The 18066-nt window shown below is 71.8% G+C and carries 15 protein-coding genes; 6 read left to right on the top strand and 9 right to left on the bottom strand.

What is annotated here, in order from left to right; genetic code table 11:
- Positions 1-12: 12 nt before the first annotated feature.
- Together AB0F38_RS30070 and AB0F38_RS30065 are read left to right on the top strand one after the other, a co-directional pair.
- Positions 13-966, top strand: a complete 954-nt coding sequence (locus AB0F38_RS30070) for a bifunctional riboflavin kinase/FAD synthetase (RefSeq protein WP_361900117.1) — start codon at positions 13-15, stop codon at positions 964-966.
- A gap of 79 nt (positions 967-1045) precedes the next feature.
- Positions 1046-2149 (top strand): XdhC family protein, encoded by a 1104-nt coding sequence (locus AB0F38_RS30065; protein WP_361900114.1) that lies wholly within the window; start codon positions 1046-1048, stop codon positions 2147-2149.
- A 73-nt stretch (positions 2150-2222) separates the two neighbouring features.
- Here AB0F38_RS30065 and AB0F38_RS30060 read toward each other — a convergent pair whose 3' ends face one another.
- The 8 genes from AB0F38_RS30060 to eccE all read right to left on the bottom strand — a co-directional run bounded on the left by AB0F38_RS30060 (position 2223) and on the right by eccE (position 13658).
- A complete protein-coding gene (locus AB0F38_RS30060; protein WP_361900111.1) occupies positions 2223-3242 on the bottom strand; it encodes an ABC transporter ATP-binding protein in 1020 nt (339 codons plus the stop codon).
- On the bottom strand, positions 3239-4297 hold the full coding sequence (locus AB0F38_RS30055) for an ABC transporter ATP-binding protein (RefSeq protein WP_361900108.1): 1059 nt from the start codon (positions 4295-4297) through the stop codon (positions 3239-3241). Before AB0F38_RS30055 ends, AB0F38_RS30060 begins: the two co-directional genes overlap by 4 nt.
- Positions 4294-5214, bottom strand: coding sequence for an ABC transporter permease (locus AB0F38_RS30050; protein WP_361900105.1), 921 nt, complete (start codon positions 5212-5214; stop codon positions 4294-4296). Before AB0F38_RS30050 ends, AB0F38_RS30055 begins: the two co-directional genes overlap by 4 nt.
- On the bottom strand, positions 5211-6302 hold the full coding sequence (locus AB0F38_RS30045) for an ABC transporter permease (protein WP_361900102.1): 1092 nt from the start codon (positions 6300-6302) through the stop codon (positions 5211-5213). The genes AB0F38_RS30050 and AB0F38_RS30045 overlap by 4 nt, the downstream gene beginning before the upstream one ends.
- Before the next feature lie 3 nt (positions 6303-6305).
- Entirely contained in the window at positions 6306-8180 is a 1875-nt protein-coding gene (locus AB0F38_RS30040) for an ABC transporter substrate-binding protein (protein ID WP_361900099.1), read from the bottom strand.
- Between the two features lie 198 nt (positions 8181-8378).
- Positions 8379-11270 carry an SCO5717 family growth-regulating ATPase gene (locus tag AB0F38_RS30035; protein ID WP_361900097.1) on the bottom strand — a complete coding sequence of 964 codons (2892 nt, stop codon included), beginning with the start codon at positions 11268-11270 and terminating at the stop codon, positions 8379-8381.
- A 313-nt stretch (positions 11271-11583) separates the two neighbouring features.
- Positions 11584-12306, bottom strand: a complete 723-nt coding sequence (locus AB0F38_RS30030) for a hypothetical protein (RefSeq protein ID WP_361900095.1) — start codon at positions 12304-12306, stop codon at positions 11584-11586.
- Positions 12306-13658: a type VII secretion protein EccE gene (gene eccE, locus AB0F38_RS30025; RefSeq protein WP_361900092.1), complete on the bottom strand. Its 1353-nt coding sequence runs from the start codon at positions 13656-13658 to the stop codon at positions 12306-12308. Before eccE ends, AB0F38_RS30030 begins: the two co-directional genes overlap by 1 nt.
- Before the next feature lie 224 nt (positions 13659-13882).
- Here eccE and eccB point away from each other — a divergent pair, with 224 nt between their 5' ends.
- The 4 genes from eccB to AB0F38_RS30005 all read left to right on the top strand — a co-directional run bounded on the left by eccB (position 13883) and on the right by AB0F38_RS30005 (position 17636).
- On the top strand, positions 13883-15427 hold the full coding sequence (gene eccB, locus AB0F38_RS30020) for a type VII secretion protein EccB (RefSeq protein WP_361900090.1): 1545 nt from the start codon (positions 13883-13885) through the stop codon (positions 15425-15427).
- A 46-nt stretch (positions 15428-15473) separates the two neighbouring features.
- Positions 15474-16703 (top strand): type VII secretion-associated serine protease mycosin, encoded by a 1230-nt coding sequence (gene mycP / locus AB0F38_RS30015; RefSeq protein ID WP_361900088.1) that lies wholly within the window; start codon positions 15474-15476, stop codon positions 16701-16703.
- Positions 16704-16924: 221 nt separating this feature from the next.
- Entirely contained in the window at positions 16925-17275 is a 351-nt protein-coding gene (locus AB0F38_RS30010; protein ID WP_361900085.1) for a hypothetical protein, read from the top strand.
- A 52-nt stretch (positions 17276-17327) separates the two neighbouring features.
- Entirely contained in the window at positions 17328-17636 is a 309-nt protein-coding gene (locus AB0F38_RS30005; RefSeq protein WP_361900082.1) for a WXG100 family type VII secretion target, read from the top strand.
- A 76-nt stretch (positions 17637-17712) separates the two neighbouring features.
- On the opposite strand, the gene AB0F38_RS30000 is transcribed toward AB0F38_RS30005, so the two are convergent.
- On the bottom strand, positions 17713-17946 hold the full coding sequence (locus tag AB0F38_RS30000; RefSeq protein ID WP_361900079.1) for a DUF397 domain-containing protein: 234 nt from the start codon (positions 17944-17946) through the stop codon (positions 17713-17715).
- Positions 17947-18066 lie beyond the last annotated feature (120 nt).

The following is an 18066-nucleotide window of genomic DNA, read 5'->3' as shown; positions in this document are numbered from 1 at the left end:
GGAGCGGTCACAGTGCAGTGCTGGCGCGGCTTGGAGGAGATCCCCGAGGACTGGGGACGCAGCGTCGTCACCATCGGCTCCTACGACGGGGTGCACCGCGGGCACCAGCTGATCATCGGCCGGGCCGTCGAGCGGGCGCGTGAGCTCGGGGTTCCCTCCGTGGCCGTCACCTTCGACCCGCACCCCAGCGAGGTCGTACGCCCCGGCACCCACCCGCCGCTGCTCGCCCCGCACCACCGGCGCGCCGAGCTGATGGCGGACCTGGGGGTGGACGCGGTGCTGATCCTGCCGTTCACCGCCGAGTTCTCGAAGCTGGCGCCCGCCGACTTCATCGCGAAGGTCCTCGTCGACAAGCTGCACGCACAGCTGGTCATCGAGGGCCCGAACTTCCGCTTCGGACACCGGGCGGCGGGGGATGTCGCGCTGCTCGCCGAGCTCGGTGCGACGTACGACTATCGCGTCGAGGTCATCGACCTCTTCGTGAGCGGAGAGGCGGGCGGCGGCGAACCGTTCTCCTCCACCCTCACCCGCCGTCTGATCGCCGAGGGCGATGTGGCGGGCGCCGCCGAGATCCTCGGCCGCCCGCACCGGGTGGAGGGCATCGTGGTGCGCGGCGCTCAGCGAGGCCGCGAGCTCGGCTTCCCGACGGCGAACGTGGAGACCCTCCCGCACACCGCGATCCCCGCCGACGGCGTCTACGCGGGCTGGCTGACGGTGAACGGCGAGGCCATGCCCGCCGCGATCTCCGTCGGCACGAACCCGCAGTTCGACGGCACGGAGCGCACGGTGGAGGCGTACGCGATCGACCGTGTGGGCCTCGACCTGTACGGGCTGCACGTCGCGGTCGACTTCCTCGCGTACGTACGCGGCATGCTGAAGTTCGGCTCGATCGACGAGCTGCTCGTGGCGATGGCCGCCGACGTGAAGCGGTGCGGCGAGCTGATCGCCGCGTACGACCCGGCCTGAGGCCCTCCTGCGGTGCGCCGGGCGGCGCACCGGGGCATCGTCAAAGGAGGACCGTCGAGCCCGGGAGGACGTGCGCACCGTGCGTGAACTGCTGTCGGAACTGCGCGCCTGGCACGACGCCGGTACGCCCTTCGCCCTGGCCACGGTCGTAGCGGTCCGGGGCAGCGCCCCGCGCGCCCCCGGTGCCGTGATGGCGGTGGCCGCCGACGGCACGGTGGCGGGCAGCGTCTCCGGGGGATGCGTGGAGAGCGATGTGTACGAGGCGGCGGCCGAGGCGCTCGCCACGGGCGAGCCGCTGCTGCGGACCTACGGCATCAGCGGCGACGAGGCCCTGGGCGTCGGACTGACCTGCGGCGGCACGATCGACGTCCTGGTGCAGCCCTACGCCACGGCGGACGGCCGGGACCGGCTGCGGGAGCTCGTCGACACCATCGCGCGAGGGGAGCCCGTCGCCGTCGCGACCGTGGTCTGCGGTACGGCGCCGGCGGGCGCCCGGCGGACGGTCCTGGCCGGCAGGGCCACAGGCTCGCTCGGCGACGGAGGACTCGACGCCGCCGTCACCGACGACGCACGCGGGCTGCTCGCCCAGGGAGCCACCGGAACCCAGCGGTACGGCGCGCACGGAGAGCGCCGGATGCAGGACGTGACCGTCTTCGTCCAGGCGTTCGCCCCGGCGCCGCGCATGCTCGTCTTCGGGGCCATCGACCACGCGGCGGCCACGGCGCGCATCGGTTCCTTCCTCGGCTACCGGGTGACGGTCTGCGACGCGCGGCCGGCCTTCGCCACCCGGGAGCGCTTCCCCACGGCCGACGAGGTGGTCTGCGCGTGGCCGCACACCTATCTGGAGTCCACCGCGGTGGACGCGCGCACGGTCATCTGCGTGCTGACGCACGACCCGAAGTTCGACGTGCCCCTGCTGACCGCGGCGCTGCGCACGCCCGCCGCGTACATCGGCGCGATGGGCAGCAGGCGCACCCACCGGGACCGGATCGAACGGCTCCGCGAGACCGGGGCGGACGAGGCGGCACTGGCCCGCCTCGCCTCACCCGTGGGTCTCGACCTCGGAGCCCGCACGCCGGAGGAGACGGCCGTCTCCATCGCCGCCGAGATCATCCAGCACCGCTGGGGCGGCACGGGGCGCCCGCTGGGCGAGCTGACCGGGACGATCCACCACCGGCCCTGAGCGCGGGTCCGCCGGCCCCTGACGGCTCACGGCGGTTCCGGCCCCGGCCGGGGCGTGGCCCGACAGGCAGGTCTCAGCCCCCGGCCGGGGCCGGTCCGGCCGTCGCCGTCGCCGCCGCTGCCCAGTGGCAGGCCACCTGCGTCCGGCCCCCGCCCTCCAGCACCGGCAGGTCCTTCGTGCGGCACGCGTCGGCCACCCCCGCGCGCTCCGCCTCCCCGGAGGCGAGGATCTGGCACCGGGCATGGAAGCGACAGCCCGACGGCACCCTCGACGGGTCCGGCGGCTCCCCGGTCAGGATCACCGGATCGCCCTCCGCCTCCGGAAGCACGGACAGCAGCGCCCGCGTGTACGGGTGCCGGGGCGCCGTGAGGATCTGCTCCACGTCTCCCGTCTCGACGATCCGGCCCAGATACATCACCGCCACCCGGTCCGCGATGTTCCACGCCAGACCCAGATCGTGCGTGACCACCAGCGCCGACAGGCCCAGCTCGTCGCGCAGCCGCAGCAGCAGGGCCAGGATCTCGCCGCGCACCGACGCGTCCAGTGAGGCCACCGGCTCGTCCGCGACGATGAGCTCCGGCTCCAGGACCAGAGCCCCCGCGATCACGACACGCTGGCGCTGGCCGCCGGACAGCTCGTGCGGATACCTGAGGAAGAACCGCTCCGGGGGCCGCAGCCCCGCCCGCGCCAGCGCCCCCGCCACCGCGGTCCGCTCGTCGCCCGCGTACCCGTGGATGCGCAGGCCCTCCGCCACCGCGTCGTACACCGTGTGCCGGGGGTTGAGGGAGCCGCTGGGGTCCTGCAGCACCAGCTGCACCCGCTTGCGGTACGCCTTGAGCGCCCGGCCCGAGTAGTCGAGCGGCTTGCCGCCGAACGTGACCCGGCCGGATGTGGGCGGCACCAGGCCCAGCAGGGAGCGGGCCAGCGTCGTCTTGCCGCAGCCCGACTCGCCGACCAGGGCGACGATCTCGCCCGGCCGGATGTCGAGGTCCACACCGTCGACAGCGCGCGCCGTTGCCGCCCCGCGCCGGCCGGGGAAGGAGACCCGCAGCGCTTCCGCGCTGAGCAGGGGAGCCGGGGAGGTGGCGGTCATGAGGTGCTCCTTGCCGTGTCGCCGTCGTGCGGCCGGGGCGTGGTGACGGCCTCCGGGTCCATCAGCACGCAGGCCGCCCGCCGGTCCTGGCCGGCGGCCCGCAGCTCCTGGTCCTCGGTGGCGCAGGACTCCAGCGCCACCGGGCAGCGCGGATGGAACGTACAGCCGGACGGCAGCGCCGACGGATCCGGCGGGTCGCCCGGCAGTCCGCGTGGCGCGTGCCGGGACGAGAGGTCACCGATCCGTGGGAAGGCGGCCGACAGCGCGTTGCCGTAGGGGTGCCGGGCGTTCTCGTACACCTGCGCGGCGGGCCCCTCCTCGACCACCCGCCCCGCGTACATCACCGAGAGCCGGTCGCAGGTGTCGGAGAGCACCGCGAGGTCGTGACTGATCATGATCAGACCGAGGTCCTGGTCCGCGACGAGCTGTTCGATCAGCCGCAGGATCTGCGCCTGGATCATCACGTCGAGTGCGGTGGTCGGCTCGTCGGCGATGATCAGTCGTGGGTCGCAGGCCAGCGCCATGGCGATCATCACGCGCTGGCGCTGCCCGCCGGACAGCTCATGGGGATAGGCGTCCGCACGTGCGGCGGGAAGGCCCACCTGCTCCAGCAGTTCGCCGGCCCGCCCGTGTGCGGCGGCCGGGGTGGCCTTCCCGTGCAGCAGGATCGGCTCTACGATCTGGTCCCCGATCCGGTGCACCGCGTTCAGCGAGTGCATCGCACCCTGGAAGACGATCGACGCCCCGGCCCAGCGCACCGCGCGCAGCCGGCCCCACTTCATCGTGAGGACGTCCTCGCCGTCCAGCAGGATCTGGCCGCTGAGGGTCGCGGTCGCGGGCAGCAGCCGCAGCAGCGCGAGCGCCAGCGTCGACTTGCCGCAGCCGGACTCCCCGGCGATGCCCAGCTTCTGGCCGGCCTCGACCCGCAGATCTACGCCTCGTACGGCGGGGACGGCAGAGGCCCCCGTGCCGTACGTGACATGGAGGTCACGGACGTCGAGCAGCGGCTGCCGGACCTCCGGTTCCGTCCTGGTCTCTGTCTTCACAGCGGTCAACGGGTCACCCCCAGCTTGGGGTTGAGCACGGACTCGACGGTGCGGCCGCACAGCGTGAACGCGAGGGCGACGACCGCGATGGCGAGTCCGGGCGGAGCGAGGTACCACCAGTTGCCGGAGCTGACGGCTCCGGCCTCACGGGCGTCCTGGAGCAGCCCGCCCCAGGAGATGATCGTGGGATCGCCCAGCCCGAGGAAGGCGAGGGTCGCCTCGGTGAGGATGGCGGTCGAGATCACCAGCGTGGTCTGGGCGAGCACCAGCGGCATCACGTTGGGCAGCACATGACGGGACATGATGTGGCCGTGGCCCCCGCCGAGCGCCTTGGAGCGCTCGATGTACGGACGGGACTCGACGGACAGCGTCTGCGCACGGACCAGCCGCGCGGTCGTCGGCCACGTGGTCACGCCGATGGCGAGGATCGTCGTCCAGACCGACCGTGAGAGCACGGTCGCCAGTGCGATGGCCAGCACCAGGGTCGGCATCACCAGGAACCAGTCGGTGATCCGCATGACGACGTTCCCGTACCAGCCCTTGAAGTGGCCGGCCGTGATGCCCACCAGGGTGCCGATGGCCACCGAGAGGAACGCCGCGAGCAGGCCGACGGTCAGTGAGACCCGCGTCCCCCACACCAGCAGGGCCAGCAGGCTGCGGCCGAACTGGTCGGTGCCGAGCGGGAACGCGCCGCTCGGCGACTCCAGCGGCCCGCCCGGCGCGTCGGTGACGCTCTGCGAGTCCGCGCCCACCAGCAGCGGGGCGGACAGCGCGGTCAGGGCGATGAGCGCGAGCACCGCGAGACCGGCGAGGCCGGCCCGGTGGCCGCGGTACTGGCGCCAGAAGCGGGCGGCGGCCTGTCGCCTGCGGGCCCGGGTGAGGGCACGCGGGCCCGCGGCCGGCGCCGTGTCGGTCGTGGTCGTCATCGGCCCACCCGGGGATCGAGGAGCGGATAGATCACATCGGCGAGCGTGTTCATCAGGATCACCGCGGCGGCGAAGACGAAGAACAGGGCCTGCACCAATGGCAGATCGGGCACGCTCAGGGCCTGGTAGAAGAGCCCGCCCAGGCCGGGCCAGGAGAACACCGTCTCCACCAGGATCGCTCCCGCCACCGTGTTGCCCAGGTTGACGAAGAGCAGCGTCACCGTCGGCAGCATCGCGTTCGGCACGGCGTGACGACGGCGTACGAGATCGTCGCGCAGCCCCTTCGCCCGTGCCGTCGTCAGATAGTCGCTGCCCATCTCGTCGAGCAGCGAGGAACGCATCACCAACAGGGTGCGCGCGTACTCGACGGCGACCAGGGTGACCACCGGCAGCACCAGATGGTGGGCCACGTCGAGGACGTAGCCGAAGCCGCTCGAACTGCCGGACTCCATGCCGCCGGTCGGGAAGAGCCCGGGAATCGGGCCGATGCCCACCGACAGGGTGATGATCAGGAGAAGGCCGAGCCAGAACGACGGCACCGAATACAGCGTCAGGGCGAAGGCCGTGTGGAAGCGGTCACCGGCCGATCCGTTGCGCCAGGCGGACCTGGCACCCAGCCAGACACCGATCACCGTGTAGATCACGAAGGCGGTACCGGTCAGCAGCAGCGTCGCGGGAAGTGCCTCGGAGATCTTGTCCATCACGGGGGCGCGGAACTGGTACGACGTACCGAAGTCCCCGGTCAGGGCCTTGCCGCAGTACTCGGTGAACTGCTGCCAGAGCGGCAGGTCCAGTCCGAACTCCCGGCGCATCGCGGCGATCTGCTCGGTGGAGACCTGCCGGCCGCCGGTCATCTGCTTGACCGGGTCGCCGGGAATCAGCCGGAAGAGGAAGAAGCTGGTGACGAGCACGGCGAACAGCGAGACGGCCGCACCGGCCAGCTTGCCCGCCGCATAGCGGAGGTACGCGGTCGTGCTGCGGGCGCGTGGACCGCGGGCCGGCGGCCCGGCCGGAGCCGGGCCGCCGTCGCGCACACCGTCCACGCCCGCCGCCCCCTTCAGGAGCGCGGGAGTGCTGTCTGTGCTCATGGACTATTCACGGTCTTCCGCGGTGGAACGACGACGCATGGCGAACAGCAGCCCGCCACCGGCGAGGACGACTACGGCGATTCCGACACCGACGAGGACTCCGGTGGAGCTGCCACCCTCGTCGGACGAACCGCCCGACGCACCGGCGGCCGGGACCGCGGACCACCAGCTCCAGTAGCCGTCCTGACCGTAGATGTTCCCTCCGCCGGAGGGCATGGTCGTGATCGACGCGATCTGGTCGGTGCGGTAGGCCTCGACGGCATTGGGGTACGCCATGACGTTCATGTACCCCGTGTCGTACAGCCGCGACTCCATCTGCTTGACGAGGCCGGCCCGTTTGGCGGGGTCGTACTCCGCGAGCTGCTTCGCGTAGAGCTCGTCGTACTGCTTGTCACAGATGAAGTTGTCGGTCGCCGCGGACTCCTTCGGCTTGGCCGGGAGGGCCGCACAGGTGTGGATCGACATGACGAAGTCGGGGTCCGGGTTGACGGACCAGCCGTCGAAGGCGAGGTCGTACTCACCCGCGTACCAGGGGTCGGAGACGTTGTCGCGGCAGTCGACCTTCAGACCGATACCGAGGTCGCCCCACCACTCCTGGAGGTACTTGCCGATCGCCTTGTCGTTCGGGTCCGTGGCGTGGCACAGGATGCGGAGGTCGAGCGGCTTGCCGTCCTTGCCGGCCCGCTTGCCGGCGCTGTTCTTCCTGTAGCCGGCCCGGTCGAGGAGCGCGGCGGCCTTGGCCGGGTCGTAGGCGAGCTTCTGTTCGGCCGTCGGCTTCCAGAAGTACGACGCGTAGCGGGGCGGGATGTACCCCTCGCCCTCTATGGCGTGGCCCTGGAAGACCTTGTCGATGATGGTCGTACGGTCGACGCTCATGAAGAGCGCCTGACGGACCCTCTGGTCCAGCAGCGCGGGGTGCCCGTCGCCGAACTTCTCCCCGTCCTCGGTGCGCGCGCCCGGGTTCGTGGCCAGCGCGTAGAAGCGCCTGCCGGGAGCGTCGTTCACCTTGATGTTGTCGGCGGTCTTCAGTGAGGCGGCCTGGGCCGGGGTCAGACCCGGGCTGCCGGCGACGAAGGAGACTTCACCCTTTCGGAGGGCGGCCACGGCCGCGTCCTGGTCTTTGTAGTACCGGAAGACGAGCTCGTCGAACTTGGGTGCGCCGCGCCAGAAGTCCTTGTTGGCCTTGAGCTTCACGTAGCTGTCGACCTTGTAGTCCGTCAGGATGAACGGGCCGTTCCCGACGACGGGGAACTTCGTGTCGTTGTTGAACGTGGAGAAGTCGCCGACCTTCTCCCAGACGTGCTTGGGCACGATGGGCACGTCCAGCGCCGTCATCGTGGCCTGAGGCTGCTTCAGCTCTATGACCAGCTTGTCCGGGCTCGGCGCGGTCACCTTCCTGAAGTTGCCGACGAAGCTGCCGTTCGACGTGGCGGCTGCCTCGTCGGTCATCATCTTGTTGAAGGTCCATGCCGCGTCCTCGGCGGTGGCCTGCTCGCCGTCCGACCACTTCGAGTCGGTCCGGATGGTGTACGTCCACGTCAGCTTGTCCGCCGACGGCTCCCACGCGGTGGCGAGCCCGGGGATCGTGTGGCTGTCCTTCGCGTCGTAGTTGGTCAGGAAGTCGTACATCAGCCGGTGGATGCTCGTGGACACCAGCCGCTGCGCGAGGAACGGGCTCAGGGAGTCCACGCTCTGCGCGACCGCGACCGTGAGCGTCGACTTCCCGTCGGCCGCCTGTGCCTCCTGTGCGGCGGGGCCGACCGGGTTGCCGGGGACGACCGATCCGGCGGCCAGCGCCAACGCGGCGGCTCCGGAGGCAAGGAGGATGCGCACGCGGCCCCGCGGACGGGGGGAGCGTGGAGGGAATCTTGTGACCATAGGACGTAGACCTCGCGTCATGACTCGCACGGTGAAGGCGGGCTGATCTCTGGTTCGCCAGCTGGTGAAGCGAAGGTTTATCAGCGCCGGTCGAGTCACGTCAACGGTCGGTCAAACCGCGTGTGGGCTGCGGGAATGCAAGAAGGACCCGCACCGTGCGGACGGTACGAGCCCTCATTGGTTTAGACCTCTATTGCCTTACTGCTGAGGCGCCGGCGGTGGCTGCGAGGGGTACTGCTGCCAGCCGGCGGGCGGAACGGGACCCTGCAGTTCGGGCTGGCCGGCCCGATGTGCCTGGCCATCGGCGTGCGCGGGCCCCGGAGGCGGTCCGGCCTGGTTCGCGCCCGACTGCGCCTGGGAGGGCGCCGACTGCTGCCAGCCGTTCTGCTGCGCACCCGGACCGGGGTGCGGCGGATAGGGATGCTGCGGTGCCGCGGCCTGCTGCTGCGGAGGCTGCTGTCCCGCGTACGGCTGCTGTCCTCCGTACTGCGGTTGTCCTCCGTACGGCTGCTGCGGATACGGCTGTTGGGGGTGCTGCTGGGGCGGGTACGGCTGCTGGGGCTGTCCGGGATACGGCTGTCCGGGATACGGCTGCTGGGGTGCGTACTGCTGGCCGGGCATCGGCGGGGCGAACTGCGGCGGCGGGTTGCCGCCCTCCGCCGTCCACAGTCCCTGCTGCTGCTGGGCCCGCTGGAAGTCCTCGGCGACGAGCGCGGAGAGGTTGAAGTACGCCTCGCGCGTCTTCGGGCGCATCATGTCGAGGTCGACCTCGGCGCCCGCCGACAGGTGCTCGTCGAACGGCACGACCACCACGCCACGGCAGCGCGTCTCGAAGTGCTGGACGATGTCGTCGACCTTGATCATCTTGCCGGTCTCGCGGACCCCGGAGATGACGGTGAGCGAACGCTGCACCAGATCCGCGTACCCGTGCGCCGACAGCCAGTCCAGCGTGGTGGACGCGCTGGACGCGCCGTCGACGGACGGGGTCGAGATGATGATCAGCTGGTCGGCGAGGTCCAGCACGCCGCGCATCGCGCTGTAGAGCAGACCGGTGCCCGAGTCGGTGAGGATGATCGGGTACTGCTTGCCCAGGACGTCGATCGCCCGGCGGTAGTCCTCGTCGTTGAAGGTCGTGGAGACCGCCGGGTCCACGTCGTTGGCGATGATCTCCAGACCGGAGGACGCCTGCGAGGTGAAGCGGCGGATGTCCATGTACGAGTTGAGGTACGGGATCGCCTGGACCAGGTCGCGGATGGTGGCCCCGGTCTCGCGGCGCACCCGGCGGCCCAGCGTGCCGGCGTCCGGGTTGGCGTCGATGGCGAGGATCTTGTCCTGCCGCTCGGTGGCCAGGGTCGAGCCGAGCGCCGTGGTCGTCGTGGTCTTGCCGACGCCGCCCTTGAGGCTGATGACCGCGATCCGGTAGCAGGACAGCACCGGGGTGCGGATCAGGTCCAGCTTGCGCTGCCGCTCGAGCTCCTCCTTCTTGCCGCCCAGTTTGAAACGGGAGGCCCCGGAGGGATTGCGGCTGCTCTTCGCCTTCTGCTTGCCCCGGACCAGCCGGTCGGAGGAGAGCTCGACCGCGGCCGTGTAACCGAGCGGGGCGCCCGGTACGGACCGCTCGCGCTGGTCGTGGGTGACCGGGGTGGGCCAGGCGGCTCCGGCGCGCGGATCGGCGGGCGGGGCCTGGGGTGCGGGCTGCTGAGGCTGGTACGCCTCGGGCTGCTGCTGCTGGGCGGTGGGGGCGGGCAGGTGGGGCGTGGCCTGCGCCGGCTGCTGGGGGATCTGCGGAGGGAGCGGGGCGCCCTGCATGGGCACGTGCGGGGCCTGGGGCGGGAATCCGTAGCCGGGCTGGGGCTGAGCATGGGGCTGGGGCGGGAACCCGTAGCCGGGCTGCGGCTGCGGCTGGGCCTGGACGGGGGCGTGGGGCGGCTGAGGGGCGCCCTGCGCCGGGAACTGCTGTTGCGGAGGCTGCGGGAACCCGTAACCACCTTGCGGCGCCGGGGCCTGGGGCCGCACCGGCGGCTGAGGTGCAACCACGGGTGCGGGCGCGGGTGTGGGTGCCGGCGTCGGTGCGGGCCACTGCGGCGCGGACTGCGGCGCACCGGGCTGCGGTGCACCGGACTGCGGTGCACCGGGCTGCGGTGCGGCCGGCTGGAAGGTGGGCGGCAGCGGCGGAAGGGCACCCGGCGTGGGCGGCACGGGCGACCACGGAGCGGGCGCGCTCGACGGCACGGCGTCCTGGGGGGTGGCGTCCGAAGGGGCGTCGGCAGGCGGCATGTCGGCAGGCGGCGCGTCCGGGGAGGCCGCGTCCGTGACGAGGTCCGCGGGCTCGTCGGCCTGCGCGGAGCCCGTCGCCGGCGCCTCGTCGGCCGCCCGTGCGGAGTCCGCGTCCGGGTCAGGGGCGGAGACATCCCCACCCGAGTCCGAGGCGTCCTCGGACCCACCGGACCTCTCGTTCACCGGAGCGGACAGGTCCGCGTCGATGTCCCCGGCGTCATCCGCCGCATCCACCGAGGCCTCGGGCGCCGCTCCGGGAGCGGAGGCATCAGGACCGGGAGCCGACGACACCGCGGACGCGGCCTCGGCTGCCGCCTCGCGCTCCGCGATCTCCCGCTTCAGCGCGGCGGGGGAGAAGCGCATCGTCGCACCGCTCTCCAGGTCACCGCCGCCGAACGGATCCGGCGCACCGCTCCCGGCGCCCGCTCCCTCGGAACCGGCCGAGGCCGGCGAAGGAGCCGGAGGAGAAGCCGGAGCCACCGCCCCGGTCTCGGACGACGACGCGGAGGGCACGGACGGCGCAGGCGGTACGGGCGGAGCGGTCCGCGCCGGTGCGGGCGGAGCAGGCGACCAGTTCGGCTCGAATCCGCCCCCTGCCGGCAGCCCCGGCACCGGAGCCCCGTGCGGCGGCGGAGGCGGCGCCAGATGCGACCCCGCCCCGCCCGACGAGTCCCCCGACGCGTTCTGCGTGTACCAGGCGGGCGGGGTGTAGTCGATGGTGAACTCACCCGTCAGCTCTGCGGGCTCCGCGTCGGACGACTCGTCGACGGGTGTGTTCCATCCCCCGCGGATCTCGTCCCGATCGCCGTTCACTTTGCCTCCTGGTGTGGTCGAGCACCCTTGTGCCGTGGTGGGTGGGGGCGGCCGTTCTCGTTGTCCGGCCCGCCCGGCTCTCCCCCTTGCGACGCGCAGTGCCTGCCCGCAGGTTCCTCTGCCGCGCCCACACCCACCCTAATCGTCATGGGGCGCGCTACGGCAGGCCGTATCGCACGGGAGAACTGTCCCGTAGGTCACGCCCCGGCCACACGTGAACGGACTGTGCAGGAGCGGGCAGGCCGAACTGGTCGAAAACGCACATCGGCTGACGGAACGCGGCCCGTCCCGTGCGAGCGTTCCGCAGGAACGCTCAGTCCATCCGGCGTGCGCCGCCCAGCAATCCGGACTCGGCGTCGGTGGCCTGGGTCATCACGAACTGCCGGTCCCGGTCCGTGCACCACAGCGTCACGCCGTCGGCCAGGGTGGACAGCGCCTGGGTCTCGGCGGCCGGCAGATTCATGATCCGCCCGATCTGCGCAGCCTCGTCGGGCGAGACCCGCTGGACACCGACGAGTGCCGCCTTCTCCATCAGCCGCGGGGCCACCGGACTCAGGTACGGCAGCAGGGTGACCACGGACTGCCAGGGCCCTGCCACCACGCGACCGCGCGGCGGCCGCATGCCGCAGTCGCGCACCACGACCACCGGGGACCCCGCCGAGGCACCCTGCGGCGGTACCCGCCCCACGTCGTGCAGCGAGATGCACGGCTGCCCGCCGCCCGCCGCCTGCGCCAGACCCGTCCAGGCCTGCGACCGGCCCGTCTCCACGGCGATCCGCGCACCCGTCGCCGCCGCACGCAGTGCCAGAACCTGGGCGGTCCACAGTCCGCCGATCAGCGTGACCTCGTACGGAGTGGGCCGGTTGATGCCCAGCACCGCCGGGCGTCCCTCCGCGTCCACCCCGATGACCGTGCCGTCGTCCCCGACGGGCACCGCCAGCGAAGCCAGTTCGTCGAGGGACACCGTGTGCCGGCCGCGGCGCGGACCGATCAGACCGAAACCCAGCCGGGACCGGGCGCTCGTGGTGGCGGACATCAGCGGGTACCCCCGAGCGGCAGCGTGGCGAGCACACCGGGCAGCTGCTCGCGGTCCAGCCGCACCAGCGACGCCTTGACGCCGCGCGCGGTGCGCTCCAGTTCATGGCGGGCGGTGAGGAGTTCCTCGTCGCTGCGCCCGGTGATGCGGACATGCCCCGTGACCGAGACCGCCGAGCGGTCGCCGTGTCCCAGCGTCAGGCTGAACGTCGTGGCGAGCGCCGGGATCGAGGTCAGCAGCGCGACGAGCTGCGGCATCGACGCCCCGCCGCCCCCCAGATGCGGCCAGCGGCTCACCCAGTAGCTGGTGTGCCACCGGTCGTCACAGCGCCAGGTGCGCGCGGACTCCTCGGTGCGGCGGCCCGGCGTCTCCGTCCGGCCGGCCTGCGCCATCGCCAGGGGGCTGACGCAGGCCGAGGTCGCGATCGCCGAGATCAGCTCCTGCTCGGTCAGCACGGTCGCACGGAATCCGGCACCGGTCAGCCGGCTGGCCAGCTGGTCCGCGGCGCGTACGGCGCACTTCTGCGCCCCGGCGACCCCGCCGCCGCGCGCCGCCACCGCCTCCGGGCAGAGCTCCGGGTCCAGCTTCAGCGCGATCCAGGTGACACGCAGCGCGGGCGTACCCGTCCGGGCCTGCAACGGGGCGTAGTTCCGCGCCGCCACCGACTGCGGCGGCAGGTGCGGGGCGGGAGCGGGCTGGGTGTGCTGCACGATCTGCGCCGACTCCAGCCGGATCCCGTCGACCTCCAGCACGTCCCGGACGAGCGTCAGGGGCAGCGGCCGTTCCGAGCGGTCCGGGCGCAGCGCGGTGGCGTCCGACTCGACCTGGACGACGGCCGAGAGGTAGGTGCCGTCGCCGATCATCCCGACCGGGCGCCGGTCACGGTCGCTGAACGAGTAGGTACGCAGCGCCGGTTCACACTCCACGGCGGGCGCCAGGCCCGGCTCCGTACCCGCGGGCAGGACCAGCGAGGCGGCCCGGCGGCTGCGGGTGCGCAGTGCGAGGACGGTGCTCAGCCACTCCGGCAGCGACCGGCGGTGTCTGCGGACGACGGCGAGGAGCACCAGCACCGCGGCGACGGCACCGGCGGGCACGAGGAGCAGCGGCTCGATCACCCATGCCGCCAGCAGCAGCGCCGCCGCGATCTCGATCAGAACGAGCTGTTGCAGTCGGAACGAACCGACCTGTCCGGCACGTCCGTTCAGCCGCGGGGCGGCGGCGCCGCCCGGGCCCGAGGGATCACCGGGAGCCGTGCGCGAACCTCTGCGGGAGACCCCCCGGCGGCCGTTTCCGGGTCCCCCGGACGGCTGCGTGTCGCCGGCCGGACGTGTCCGCGTCGCGGAAGCCATCATTCCGGCATTCCCCCGTTCATAAGGCCCCAACTCGACCCGATCGCCCCTGTCCCGCCGGGGCTTCGGCGGCTGGGTCACCCTACCCGCCCCACCGGCGCGCACGGTCAGCAGGCATAGTAGGGGGCCGGTCCGGCACCAGGTCCGGCATCCGGGGTCCCGCTACGGGGGACGGGAATGCGTACGCTCCTGGGCCGCGCGGGGAGACACGGGAGACAGACGCACTCATGGCATCACGGCGGGACGAGCTCAACGCGTACACCTTTGCGAAGAAGCGCACGGTGGCCGCATTCCTCCAACCCTCGCCCACGGGTACCGAGGAGGGCGCCCCCCGCCCGCTGCGTGCCGTCGTCCCGAGCCTGATCGTAGGCGCGCTGATCGTGGCGGGCTTCGGCGCCTGGGGGATGTTCAAGCCCACGGCACCCAAGGACTGGGACAAGCCCGGCACCAAAGTGATCGTCGGCAAGAAGTCCACCACCCGGTACGTCGTGCTCGCCACGGGCAAGGGCAAGGACAGGAAGACCCTGCTCCACCCCGTGCTCAACCTGGCCTCCGCCAGACTGCTGCTGACCCCGCAGCAGTTCGACGTCGTCCAGGTCGGCGACGACATCCTGGACGCCGGCAAGCCCCCGCGCGGTCCGATCCTCGGCATCCCGTACGCCCCCGACCGGCTGCCCGAGGCGAAGGACGCGGGAACCGCCAAGCGGTGGGCGGTATGCGAGCAGCCCGGCGGCAAGGGCAACACCGTGCAGAAGGCGGCCTTCGTCCTCGCGGAGCGGGACAACCGGCTGACCGAGGGCAAGCAGCGGCTCGGTGGCGGCCAGGTGCTCTACGTCCAGGGACAGGACAGGGCCCGCTACCTCGTCGACGCGAGCGGCACCAAGTACCGCATCGACGAGAGCGCGACCGACGACGGACACCTGACCAACGCCCTCGTCGGCAGCAGGCAGCCGCAGGCGGTCACCGACGACTGGCTGGCCACCCTGCACGACGGCAGCCCGCTCGTCTTCCCGCGGATCCCCGGCACCATCGGCGCGCCCGCGCACATCGAGGGACAGCTCTCCGCCGAGGAGAACAAGGTCGGCACGGTCCTGCGGACCAGGACCGGCGAGGGCACCACCCACTACGTCGTCCTGGAGGGCAAGGTCCAGCCGGTCTCCGAATTCACCGCCTGGCTCCTGATCAACTCCCCGCAGACCGCCCCGCTGAACCTCGACAGCGAGGCACGCCCCGTCGGCCTGCAGGACTTCGTCCCGGACGCGCGGACCTTCGCCGGCCAGGCGAGCCGCTGGCCCGCCCACAAGGCCGAGCAGGTCAACTCGGCCGGTGGCGGCGGCAGCCGGGACACCGTGTGCAGCGTGCTGCGCAAGGTCGACGACAAGGGCCGTACGACGCTGTCCACCTGGGCGGGCACCGCCTACCCGGCCGTGATCAACGCCGGAGGCACCAGCACCTACGTCACTCCCGGCAGCGGACTGCTCTACACCCAGGTCCAGGGCAAGCAGACGAGCCCGGACGGTTCGCTCTTCCTGCTGACCGACACCGGGCTGCGGTACGCGGTCCAGGCGAACGGCGACAGCGACGCCGAGCGCTCCGACATCGGCGCCGGGGACCAGCAGGCCCAGGACGGCAGGCCAGAGGCCAGCCAGGCGCAGATCCGGCTCGGCTACGAGAAGGTGACCCCCACGCTCGTACCGATCGCCTGGTCGGACTTCCTCGCCAAGGGCCCCCGGCTCGACACCAACAGCGCGCGTCAGCCCCAGGGCTCGTAACCGCGCGGGCATCCGGACGAACGCGGGACCCGGGGGAGAGGAACAGATGTTGTACCGGAAGACGGCCGCACTGACGGCGGCCACCGCCGCACTGGCCGCACTGGCCGCACCGCACGCCGCGTACGCCACCGGAGGGCCGCGGGACGGCGCCCGGCCGGTTCTCGACGGCAGCGGCGAATGCACCTTCCCGATGAAGGAGCAGTTCGAGGGTCGCCCCTGGCCGCTGCAGCGCGTCCTGCTCGACGAACTGTGGCAGGACACCAAGGGCAAGGGCGTCAAGGTCGCGGTCATCGACACCGGCGTCGACATCGCCAATCCGCAGCTCAAGGAGGCCGTCGACACCTCCGCCGGACGCAACCTCCTCAAGGGCGGCAGGAGCGACGGCACCACCGACGAGGTCGGTCACGGCACCAAGGTCGCCGGCATCATCGCCGCACGCCCCCGGGAGGGAACCGGATTCGTCGGGCTGGCCCCCGAGGCCACGATCATCCCGATCCGGCAGAACGACGAGAAGAACAGCGGCAAGGACACCACGATGGCCACCGCGATCGACCACGCGATCGCCGAGGGGGCCGGGGTCATCAACATCTCCCAGGACACCACCAAGGCGCTCACGGAGGACTCCGCGCTGGGCAGGGCCGTGGCCAGGGCGCTCGCCGAGGACATCGTCGTCGTCGCATCCGCGGGCAACGACGGCATGGACGGAAAGCTCAGGAACACCTACCCGGCGGCCTTCCCCGGCGTCCTCGCCGTCGCCTCCTCGGACCGCAACAACGAACGCGCCGCCTTCTCCCAGGCCGGCGAATTCGTCGGAGTGGCCGCCCCGGGCGTCGACATCGTCTCCACCGTCCCGGGCAACGGCCAGTGCACCGACAACGGAACCAGCTTCTCCGCGCCCTACGTCGCCGGCGTCGCGGCCCTCCTCGTCGCCAAGTACCCCGACTGGACGGCCGCCGAGATCGTCGCCCGCATCGAGCAGACCGCCGAGCGTTCCATCAACGGCCACGACGCCTTCGTCGGGTGGGGCGTCGTCGACCCGGTACGGGCCCTCGCCGGGGACGAGGACGACGTACCGCTGCCGGCCGCGCGACCCGACCCGGCACCGCCCAGGGCGCCGGCACCGGAGCCCGCCCACCTGGCGATGTCCGAGACCCCGCAGGAACGCAGCGAGCGCTACGCCACCTACGCCCTCGCCCTGGCCGCCGTCCTGGTGTGCGTCGTGGCCGGCACCGCGACGGTCGTCCGCGATGTCCGGCGACGGCGCGACGTGCGCTGAGAACGCTCGACGGTGAGGTGCGTCTCCCGCCGTGGAGCGCGGTTGGGCGGCGATGACGAAGTGGCTAGGGTGGTAGCAGACTTCACGTGTGTGACGGGGGAACGAGAAGTGGACGAGCTCTGTCACGGGGTGCGCGAACACCGCGGGACACTTCTCGGAACCCGCGCAGCATCCCTGTCCGCGACTGCGGACAGGCCCGGGAACTGAGAGAGGACCTCCGGATGAGCAACACCGGTGCGGGTTTCGGACTTGCCGACGATCCGATCATCCAGGCGAAGAACAAGATCATCGACACCGCTGAAGCGGTCTCCAAGCAGTCCCGCGAGCTCGCCGACATCCTCGCGACCGTGAGCGCGGGCTGGACCGGTGTCGGTGCCGGCGGATTCACATCCGCACAGATCGTCATCAACGAGGACCACGACGAGATCCGGCGACTGCTGCAGGTGCTCCTCAACGGTGTGAGCCAGACCAAGAACCTCAGCAACGCCAACGACGACGAGGTCCGCGCGGCCTTCAACGCCGTGAAGGAGCCCGCTTCCTCGGGCAACACCTCCGGGCTCAACAACCTCTGAGCCGGGCCGCAGCACCCCTTTCACAGACGCCGAACACCGGAGGAACACACTCATGGCCGGAGCAGACCCGAACACCAAGGTCAGGTACGAGAGCGTCCAGGAGATGGCGAACCGCATCCGTGTGGTGTCGCGCAACATCATCAAGGACCTCGAAGAGATGGACGCCGCCCTCAAGGTCGTCACCGACACCTGGGACGGTGACGCCCACGCCGGGTACGTCACCCTCCAGGGGAAGTACAAGGGCAAGGCAGACCACATGAAGGACCGCCTGGAACAGGTCGCCAAGATCATCGAGAACGGCAAGGACAGCTACCGTTCCACGGACGTCAAGGCCTCGCGCCTGTTCACCGAGTCGTACTGACCCGGGATCCGCACGCGGAAGAGGGGCACGCCCACCGGGCCGTGCCCCTCTTCCGTGCCCCCGTCCGCGCGAGGACCTACGTCAGGTCGAACTCACCGTCCCGCGCGCCCAGGACGAAGGCACGCCATTCGGCCTCCGTGTAGCGCAGCACGGTCTCCGGATCGAGCGACGACCGCATCGCGACGGCACCGTCCGGCAGATACGCGATCTCGACCCGCTCCTCGGCCTCCTCGGTGCCGGGGGCGCTCAGCCACTCGACCCCCGAGATGTCGAGCGCGTACAACTCGTCCTTCTCCTGCTGGGTGCCCATCAGACGCCTTTCCTCTCCCGCGGCGCAGTGCGTTCTCGCCGGTGGCTCCGTGTTCGTGGCCCGCGCCCCGATTATCCCCGGATCACCGGGCCCCGGGGCACCGGTGGCGGAATCGGGCCC

Origin of the sequence: Streptomyces sp. NPDC025273 (genome assembly GCF_040638585.1) — a bacterium.
GTDB lineage: Bacteria > Actinomycetota > Actinomycetes > Streptomycetales > Streptomycetaceae > Streptomyces > Streptomyces cinereorectus.
The sequence above is the reverse complement of the archived record's forward strand: the minus strand, read 5'-3'. Positions and strand labels throughout refer to the sequence as shown.